Source organism: Bariatricus sp. HCP28S3_A4 (assembly GCF_052066395.1).
Classification (GTDB): Bacteria; Bacillota; Clostridia; order Lachnospirales; family Lachnospiraceae; genus Allocoprococcus.
In genome coordinates this window covers 25,934-34,956 of sequence record NZ_JBQHSE010000031.1, presented here as the reverse complement: position 1 = coordinate 34,956, position 9,023 = coordinate 25,934, and the positions used below count along the sequence as shown (strand labels likewise).

Annotated in this window: 9 protein-coding genes; 7 read left to right on the top strand and 2 right to left on the bottom strand. The window is 43.8% G+C overall.

What is annotated here, in order from left to right; translation table 11 throughout:
* Nucleotides 1-189: 189 nt before the first annotated feature.
* From ACTNBF_RS13650 to ACTNBF_RS13620, 7 genes are all read left to right on the top strand, one after another.
* Nucleotides 190-720: an amidohydrolase family protein gene (locus ACTNBF_RS13650; RefSeq protein ID WP_441025327.1), complete on the top strand. Its 531-nt coding sequence runs from the start codon at nucleotides 190-192 to the stop codon at nucleotides 718-720.
* A gap of 247 nt (nucleotides 721-967) precedes the next feature.
* Complete coding sequence (locus ACTNBF_RS13645) at nucleotides 968-1,351, top strand: hypothetical protein (RefSeq protein ID WP_441049704.1); 384 nt, start codon at nucleotides 968-970, stop codon at nucleotides 1,349-1,351.
* 168 nt (nucleotides 1,352-1,519) lie between these two features.
* The gene (locus ACTNBF_RS13640) at nucleotides 1,520-2,158 is read left to right on the top strand and encodes a P1 family peptidase (RefSeq protein ID WP_441089456.1); all 639 of its coding nucleotides are present in this window, start codon (nucleotides 1,520-1,522) and stop codon (nucleotides 2,156-2,158) included.
* Between the two features lie 114 nt (nucleotides 2,159-2,272).
* Nucleotides 2,273-4,321: a glycoside hydrolase family 31 protein gene (locus ACTNBF_RS13635; RefSeq protein WP_441089455.1), complete on the top strand. Its 2,049-nt coding sequence runs from the start codon at nucleotides 2,273-2,275 to the stop codon at nucleotides 4,319-4,321.
* A 216-nt stretch (nucleotides 4,322-4,537) separates the two neighbouring features.
* Nucleotides 4,538-5,356, top strand: coding sequence for a pyridoxamine kinase (locus ACTNBF_RS13630; protein WP_427819574.1), 819 nt, complete (start codon nucleotides 4,538-4,540; stop codon nucleotides 5,354-5,356).
* Entirely contained in the window at nucleotides 5,356-5,628 is a 273-nt protein-coding gene (locus ACTNBF_RS13625; protein ID WP_427819575.1) for a TIGR04076 family protein, read from the top strand. The genes ACTNBF_RS13630 and ACTNBF_RS13625 overlap by 1 nt, the downstream gene beginning before the upstream one ends.
* A gap of 14 nt (nucleotides 5,629-5,642) precedes the next feature.
* Entirely contained in the window at nucleotides 5,643-6,599 is a 957-nt protein-coding gene (locus ACTNBF_RS13620) for a carbohydrate kinase family protein (RefSeq protein ID WP_427819577.1), read from the top strand.
* A 225-nt stretch (nucleotides 6,600-6,824) separates the two neighbouring features.
* Here ACTNBF_RS13620 and ACTNBF_RS13615 read toward each other — a convergent pair whose 3' ends face one another.
* The gene (locus tag ACTNBF_RS13615) at nucleotides 6,825-7,631 is read right to left on the bottom strand and encodes a Cof-type HAD-IIB family hydrolase (RefSeq protein WP_441029827.1); all 807 of its coding nucleotides are present in this window, start codon (nucleotides 7,629-7,631) and stop codon (nucleotides 6,825-6,827) included.
* Nucleotides 7,632-7,635: 4 nt separating this feature from the next.
* Nucleotides 7,636-9,015 (bottom strand): UDP-N-acetylmuramoyl-tripeptide--D-alanyl-D-alanine ligase, encoded by a 1,380-nt coding sequence (locus tag ACTNBF_RS13610; protein WP_441089454.1) that lies wholly within the window; start codon nucleotides 9,013-9,015, stop codon nucleotides 7,636-7,638.
* Nucleotides 9,016-9,023 lie beyond the last annotated feature (8 nt).

Below are 9,023 nucleotides of genomic sequence, written 5' to 3'. Positions count from 1 at the left end.
TTTGCGTATATAAGATAAAATGCACAAAATCCACACTGTTTTTGTGTGCAGTTTGTGAAAAAAGCAATGATAAGCTACCCTTTAAATTGTTAACAATTGACAATTTACAATATTAAAGTTATAATGTTATCAAGATTGTTGAAAAAATAGCAAAGGAAGGAGGCTGAATTTGTGGCAAATATGTAAGCAATCATCCCGGCACTTCGGGGAGAAATTCCTTGTAAAATCCACTGTACACAGTACGATATGCTGACGGCAATCGAGGTTGCAACCGCATATGGCGTACGGTTTTCACTGGAGCATGCATGGGGAGCCACCGATTATTTGGATGAGATCGTAGAGAGTGGATGTGATATTTGCTATGGCCCAATCGCGACCTACCGTGCGGCTGGGGAACGCCGTAAAATTGATGTGGAAGCGGTGAAAATGCTGGATGATCGCGGAGTGAATGTTGCACTTATTACGGATTCTCCGATCCTGAGTGAAGAGTCTTTGTATCATCACATGGGCGAAGCGGTCAGAGAAGGTGTGGAACCGGAGCGTGTCCTTCGCATGGTAACGATCAATCCGGTCAGACAGCTCGGTCTGGAAGATCGTTTAGGCAGCCTGGAAGCAGGAAAAGATGCGGATATCATCGTGGTCAAAGGAAGACTGGGACTGGATACCGATGCAAAAGTACAGGTGACCATGATCGACGGAGAAGTTGTATATACAGCCTAAAAAAATACTTTTGACAAAATAATTTTTTTCTTTTATACTTGTGTTATCGAAGCAGCGCAAGCGTAAGTCCGGATATAAAATGGATTTACGCCTGCGCTTTTTTGATGCAATATATCAGAAAATGAGCGCTTGTCTCGTTTTGTATGCAAATAATAACAGAGTTCAGGAGGAAATATGAATCATCAAAAACAGAATAAGATGGCTGTAATGCCAATGGGATCCCTTGTATTTACAAGAGATTTTCAGCATGTTGAAATATAGAAGTCAGAAAGAACAGATGATGAATTTTGTTAAAAAGCATGAGAATTATTTTTGCAGTGTGGATAGAGAAACATATCAGGCATTTGCGGAGCTTCTGCATTCGAAAAGACTGCTGAAGAAGGTGATACCTGAGTCTAAGGGAGAGGAGACTGTGAACATGTGTAAAGCATTGGAAGAATTGTATGAAGATGGTGTGGAAGATGGAATTAAAACCGGAATTAAAACCGGAGAGAATTATTTTGCTACATTAACGGAGAAATTGCTCAAAGATTCCAGGATTGATGATCTTGGCAGGGCAACGAGTGATTTGAAATTCAGAAATGCATTATATAAGGAATATCACATTAATAGAGAGATGGATTTGAAGTAGATAAGTGAAGCGTTTACATTCCGAGAAAATGGCAGATTAAGGAGGATTTAATATGAGCCAGTGGAAGGAAATAAGTCTTAACAGTATAAAAAATATACGCATTGGCCATGCGCAGGATGAAGAACATGGCACGGGATGCAGTGTTATTATTTGTGTTAAAAAAGCACCTTGCGGCGTGGATGTGCGAGCGGGAAAGTGCGTCCTGATGCTGCGATGGGTTACGCGGCCTGTTTGGACAGTGAGAAAAATATGGAGCGTAATGGAAATGTAGGTGCCGGAATGGGCGCCACTGTCGGTAAGATTCATGGGGATAAATTTGCCATGAAGTCCGGACTTGGATGCTATTGCCTGCAGGTTGGAAGCCTTCAGGTGGGAGCGATCGTTGTCGTGAACGCAATCGGAGATGTGTTTGAAATGGATTCCCAGAAACAGCTTGCAGGGCTTCTCAACAGCAAAAAAGACGGAATGATTTCCAGCGAGGAGGAAATGGTAAAACTGCTTCAGATTGCAAGTAAGTTCGCGTTTAACACTTCTATTGGCGCTGTTATTACGAATGCAGGGCTTGATAAAGCAGAGATGAATAAAGTGGCGGCCATGGCAAGCAACGGACTTGCCCGGACCATTCGCCCGGTGAATACTTCTATGGATGGGGATTCCATCTATGCGCTTTCGGTCGGAAAAGTAAAATCAAATCCGGACGTTGTAGGAACGCTGGCGGCGCATGTGGTTGGGAAAGCGGTAAACCGTGCGGTTCTGGAGGCGGAAGAAAAATATGGGTATAAGGCGGCAAGAAGTCTGAAATTGTAGAAAAAGGATAATATTGTGTTATTTTTAGAACGAATAATACAAGAAATCGTCCTATGTGCCGTGTATAATGAATGTAGATTAAATGATGAGCTGTCATTTCAGGAGGGAAAGAACATGATCAGGAAATATATATTCGGAGAGCCGATTGAGACGGGAGCGGTTGTGATGGAGCTTCCGGAATGCGAGCAGGGGATTACGGTGATGGATCTGGAAGTGAAAGATGATATGGTCCGACTCAGCTGCAGAATGGATGAAGAAGATATTGTGTATGGACTTGGCGAACAGGTGCGCGGCATCAACAAAAGAGGATTTGCTTATATCAGCAATGCCTCAGATGATCCGGTACATACGGAAAATAAGCATTCTTTATATGGGGCGCACAATTTTATGATCTTATGCAGAGAGAACCGTGCAGAAAAGAAAGAAAAATCTTTTGGTATTTTTGTGGATGATCCCGGAAAAGTTGTATTTGATGTGGGGGAAACGCATCTGGATGAGCTGGTGATCACGGCAGACAGAAATTGTGTAATCTATGTCATTGAAGGTGAAAATCTGAAGGATATTGTAAAACAATTCCGCAAACTGATCGGACAGAGTTATGTTGCTCCGAAGTGGGCCTTCGGTTATCAGCAGTCGCGCTGGGGCTATCAAAATGAGAGTGATATCCGGAAAGTTGTGGAAGGACATCGTGAAAATGATATTCCGCTGGATGCAGTATACCTTGATATCGATTATATGGAAAGATTTAAAGATTTTACGGTAGACACGGAAAAGTTTCCTGATTTTGAGGGATTTACGGCTGAAATGAAGGCGGAGGGAATTCATTTTGTTCCGATCATCGATGCCGGCGTAAAAATTGAGAAAGACTATCCGATTTACGAAGAAGGTGTGAAGGAAAATTATTTCTGCAAGGATGAGAATGGAAAAGATTTTGTGGCAGCAGTATGGCCTGGAAAAGTACATTTTCCGGATGTTCTGAACTCAAAAGCCAGGGAATGGTTTGGTGGAAAATACAGATGGCTGATGGAACAGGGAATCGAAGGTTTCTGGAATGATATGAATGAACCGGCTATTTTCTATTCGGAAGAGCGGCTAAAAAAGGCGTTTGAAGAGCTGCTTTCCATGAAGGATGAAAATCTGGATCTTAATTCATTTTCCCATATCAAAGATCTGGTTATGGGATTGTCCAACAGTCCGGAAGACTACAAGAGCTTCTACCATAATATGGATGGCAAATGGATCTGCCATGAGAAGGTGCATAATCTTTATGGATTTAATATGACAAGAGCGGCGGCAGAAGCATTTGAGAAAATTGCTCCGGAAAAGAGGACTTTGTTATTTTCCCGTTCGTCCTATATCGGAATGCACCGCTATGGAGGAATCTGGACAGGTGACAATAATTCCTGGTGGAGTCAGATCCTGACAAGTATGCAGCAGATGCCGTCACTGAATATGGTCGGTATCCTGTATACAGGTTCTGACATTGGAGGTTTTGGAAGTGATACTACGGAAGATTTGCTAATGCGCTGGCTGGAATTCGGTATGTTTACACCTCTGATGAGAAATCATGCGGCGCTTGGAACAAGAGCACAGGAGGTTTATCAGTTTGACAAGATTCCAGAATTCCGGAATATCATCCGTATTCGGTACAGTCTGGTTCCGTATCTTTACAGTGAATATATGAAGGCGATACTGAATGATGAGATGTATTTCAGACCGCTGGCGTTTGACTATCCGGAAGACTCTCAGGCTTATCGAGTGGAAGACCAGCTTCTGGTCGGCGACAGTATTATGATTGCCCCGATATATACGCAGAATGCAAAGGGACGTTACGTATATCTTCCGGAAGAAATGCTTATGGTGCGTATGAAGTCGCCGGAAGACTGGAACAGTCAGGTCCTTGGAAAGGGACATCATTATGTGGATGTTGCGCTGGACGAGGTCGTTATTTTCGTAAAGAAAAATCATATGCTTCCGTTTGCTGTTCTCGATGAACATGTAAAATCCGTTTCCGACGTGGATGAAAATCGTCTGGAATGGATCGGATTTGCAGATGAGTATGCGGAGTATGTGCTCTATACGGACGATGGAATATCCAAAGAGTATGTGCCGCAGGAAGAGTGGAAAATAATAAGACGGGCAAAAGAAGAATTATCAAGATAAGAGACAGGCTTTATTCTTTCCGGAAGGAAGGAGTAAAGCCTGTTTTAAGGAACCTGACGCTTGCACTGAGCGGAAATGTATTTTATAATCTAGGTATATGAATGATGATAGGATTTCGAGAGCACAAAGCGCGGAGAAATCCGTGTATCATAGGGGGCGAAATACCTTTTGATCCCTACATCATATGAATTTAGGCAAAAGGAGAGGCGGACAGTTATGAGTAAACAGATTTTACTGATCAATGATATGGCCGGATACGGTAAAGTTGCTTTATCTGCAATGATACCGGTACTTTCCCACATGCGTCATCATATTTATAATCTTCCGACCGCGTTGGTGTCAAATACCCTTGACTACGGAAAATTTGATATACTGGAAACGACGGATTACATGGAGCATACCATGAAGATCTGGGATGAACTGGGGTTTTCTTTTGATGCGGTATCTACCGGATTTATCGTATCGGAAAGGCAGGCAAAGCTTGTGGCAGAATTCTGCAGACAGCAGAGCAGGAAAGGAACGAGAATCTTTGTGGATCCGATCATGGGGGACGAAGGAAAGCTTTATAACGGCGTGACGGAGCAGACCATATCCCATATGAAGGAACTGGTAAAGGTGGCAGATTATATCGTGCCGAATTATACAGAAGCAGCATGTCTTGCCGGGGAGCAGTATAAAGAAGATGGCATGACGCTAGAGGAAGCGGATTGTCTGATTGAGAAGCTGCTTGCCCAGGGAGCTCATTCGATTGTGGTTACAAGTGCGGTGGTCGATCACAAGGAAGCGGTGATCGTATATGATTATCAGACGAAGGAAAGAAGTATTCGTCCATTTACCAGCATTCCGGTACGCTTCCCGGGCACGGGAGATATTTTCTCCTCCGTGTTTATGGGGAAATTATTAGAAGGAAAAACGCTGATTGAAAGTACCGAGAAAGCAATGGATGCCACAAAAGCATTGATTTCCATGAATCAAAACAATGAGGACAAATTTAAAGGAATTCCGATTGAAAGCTGTCTGGAGGTATTGGACTGATGGGAAGACCAAAAATAAAAATAACATTGATAGACCGAAAAGGTCCTAAAGGATGCCATCGAGGACACCAGATCGGAGAAAGCTTTGATTTTGACACCCAGAGAGGGGAACTGTGTCCGATGGCGATGCATGTTGCATTTCCATATATTGATATTCTGCGGTATGGCGGAGAAATACCCGGGCAGGAGAAAGGGACGGCTGTGTTTGCCTGTCCGGATGTGGATACGCTGAACGTATTTAAAATAGAGCGCATCGCGGAAAAAGAAATTTAAGGAGGAGAAAAATCATGGAAAAAGAATTTGACGTAATTGCACTGGGAGAATTGTTGATCGATTTCACGATGAATGGAAAGAGTGAACAGGGAAATAATCTGTTTGAGGCGAATCCGGGTGGAGCACCTTGCAACGTTCTGGCAATACTGCGTAAGCTTGGGAAGAAGACAGCATTCATCGGCAAAGTAGGGGATGACCAGTTTGGCCGTCTGCTTCGGGAAACAATCGAAGAGGCAGGGATTAATTCTGACAACTTATTAGTTGACAAAGAAATCAATACAACACTTGCATTTGTACATACTTTCCCGGATGGCGATAGAGAATTCTCATTTTACCGGAAACCGGGAGCAGATATGATGTTGAAGAAAGAGGAAATTGACGAGGAAGCGATTGCCAAAGCAAGAATCTTCCACTTCGGAACACTTTCCATGACACATGACGATGTAAGAGAAGCAACCAAGAAAGCAGTAGAACTTGCGAAAAAGAACGGACTTCTTATTTCACTGGATCCGAATCTTCGCCCGCCGCTGTGGAGTTCACTTGACTTGGCTAAAGAACAGATCCTGGCTGCAATGGAACACTGCGATATTCTGAAGATTTCTGATAATGAAATTCAGTTTATTACAGGAGTAGAGGATTATGACGAAGGAATTCAGATCATCCGTGACCGCTTCCAGATTCCACTGGTATGCCTGACATTAGGAAAAGACGGAAGCCGCGCATATTATAAAGATCTTCGCGTCGAAGTTCCGGGATTTGCTCAGGAACATGTAGCTGACACCACAGGAGCCGGAGATACCTTCTGTGGAAGCGTTCTGAACTATGTGCTGGAACATGGCATCGAAGATTTGAGCGAAGAGAATCTGAAAGAGATGCTGACTTTTGCAAATGCGGCCGCTTCTCTGATTACCACCAAGAAAGGTGCGATTCGTTCTATGCCTGAAAAAGAAGAGATTGAAGCAATGATATAGGGACGTTCCTTTTGCCACGATGCTGGGGTCAAAAGGTATCTTTGCAATAAATTGTATTAATTGTTTTCAAAATAATAGTTAAAAACATATTCAGATTGCCCAAATCACTGCTATATACAAAGGTTTTTGGCATTAATATCCGTACAATTCATAAACAATTAATACATTTGTTTAAAGACATGGCTTTTGACGCCAACATCATGACGGAAGGACCGTCCCCTATTACTACATAAATTTCTCAATCACATACAGTACGCCATCTTCATCATTAGACTTCGTGATATAATCCGCCTTTTCACGAACTAGCGGCTGTGCGTTCTGCATTGCAACGCCGAGTCCAGCGTATTCAATCATCGTTACATCATTATACCCGTCACCGCAGCAGATCATTTCATCGGCAGTCAGCCCGATGCTGTTCAGTAGTTTCTGTAAAGAAAAGGCTTTGTCGATATTCTGCGGCATGATTTCCAAAAAGAATGGGTCGGAACAGTAAATGTTCAGATAGCCGCGGAAATGGGAAATCATTTCTTTGCGGACTTTTTCGATTTCCGCAGGTTCTCCTGTGAGGAGAAATTTATTATTTGATATTGAAGATACTTCATCAAGAAAATGGTCCGTCTGCTTAATCGGCATATGATTGATTCGTGACTCCAGTTCTGCGTATTGATTAATCTGAAGCCCGGAAATCAGTTCGGAAGGACCATATGCAAGAATATCCACCGGATATTTCGACGCGATTTCGTAAATCGGGCGGATGGAATCTGCAGGCAGAGTTCTGTTATAAATTATTTGTCCGGAGCGGCAATCTGTGATCCGAGCGCCGTTAAAAGAAAGAATATAGCTTCCATAGCGTTCCAGATGAAGCTCTCTGGCAAGTGGTTCTACTCCATAGGTAGGGCGTCCGGATGCCAGGACAACTTTTTTACCGTTCTCCTGAATCCGGATCAACGCCTCCAAGGTAGGAGGCGTGATTTTTTTCTCTGAGTTGGTCAGGGTGCCGTCTAAATCCAGTACAAGAATCTGATAGTTCATCGTTTTACCTCAGTTTCATTTCTTTCAGTGCCGAAACGATTTCCGGGAATTCCATGCTGTGGGATGCTTTTACAAGAATCGTATCCCCTTTCTGAATGACATTCTGGATTTTTTCAAGGAATTCCTGCCGTGTTTCGAAATAGAGTACTACACTTTGCGTAGCATGTGCCTTTGCACCGCTGTAAGCATGACGGGAAAGTTCGCCGATACAGCAGATGATGTCAATCTGCTTTTCGGCGGCGTAGGAACCGGTGTTGTAGTGAAGTTCGCATTCGTTTGGACCCAGTTCAAACATATCGCCCATGATGGCAACTTTTCTTCCGGAAGCGGTTGCAAGTACGTCCAGTGAGCTTTTCATGGAGATTGGATTCGCATTATAACAGTCATCAATGATGAGCAGGGAATCGGTCTCAATCAGATTGGTTCTTCCGGAAATGGTCTTTAAGGATTCGATTCCGGACTTGATTTCCTCCGGTGTAAGTCCAAGTGCGAGTCCGGTGCAGGCTGCGGCAAGGGCGTTGTATATCATGTGTTCGCCCGGAACCGGGATATGTACACGGATGGAACCGGCGGACAGGTGCAGAGTACAATTTGTTCCGCGAAGTCCGAGGTTCTCAATCTCATCGGCGTAAGCATTTCTTTCCGGGGAAAGTCCAAAGAAAACGGGAGACTTTCCCTGTACAGAAGAAACAGTGCAAAGCTTGTCATCGTCACCGTTCAGGATGACACATGCATTTGGTTTCAAATGATCGAACACTTCGGTTTTTGCTTTCAGAATTCCGTCACGGCTGCCCAGGTTTTCCATGTGTGCCAGTCCGATGTTGGTGATGACGCAGATATCCGGCTGGCTGATCGATGCAAGGCGGTGCATTTCGCCGAAATGATCGATCCCCATTTCCAGAACGGCAACCTCGTGTTCCTCGCGGATGTTGAAAATGGTCAGCGGGAGTCCGATCTCATTATTAAAGTTACCTTCTGTTTTTAACACGTTATATTTCTGAGAAAGAACAGAGGCAATGGTTTCCTTGGTGCTGGTCTTGCCCACACTTCCGGTGATTCCTACAACTTTGATATCCAGTGCGTTTCGGTAGAAGGCAGCGATATCTTTCAGCGCCTGTTCACAGGAATCTACAAGAATATACGGATGCGGTCCGTCTTCCAGAGGATGTTCGGCAAGAGTAATGAGAGCTCCGTTTTCCATTACCTGCGGGATAAAAGTATGACCGTCCACTTTTGCACCTTTGATCGGCACGAACAGATAGCCCGGCTTTATTTTACGGCTGTCAATTGCTACTCCCTGAATCTCCTGTTCGAGAAAAGGGACATTTCCATGGAATGTGCCATGACAGGCTTCGGTAACATTCTGTATTGTCATATGTTTCATAAGTCATT

Coding starts and splice junctions, on each gene's coding strand:
- ACTNBF_RS13610 (WP_441089454.1), bottom strand. CDS start 9,015: ATGAAACATATGACAATACAGAATGTTACCGAAGCCTGTCATGGCACA.
- ACTNBF_RS13630 (WP_427819574.1), top strand. CDS start 4,538: ATGAGTAAACAGATTTTACTGATCAATGATATGGCCGGATACGGTAAA.
- ACTNBF_RS13625 (WP_427819575.1), top strand. CDS start 5,356: ATGGGAAGACCAAAAATAAAAATAACATTGATAGACCGAAAAGGTCCT.
- ACTNBF_RS13620 (WP_427819577.1), top strand. CDS start 5,643: ATGGAAAAAGAATTTGACGTAATTGCACTGGGAGAATTGTTGATCGAT.
- ACTNBF_RS13615 (WP_441029827.1), bottom strand. CDS start 7,631: ATGAACTATCAGATTCTTGTACTGGATTTAGACGGCACCCTGACCAAC.
- ACTNBF_RS13635 (WP_441089455.1), top strand. CDS start 2,273: ATGATCAGGAAATATATATTCGGAGAGCCGATTGAGACGGGAGCGGTT.
- ACTNBF_RS13645 (WP_441049704.1), top strand. CDS start 968: ATGTTGAAATATAGAAGTCAGAAAGAACAGATGATGAATTTTGTTAAA.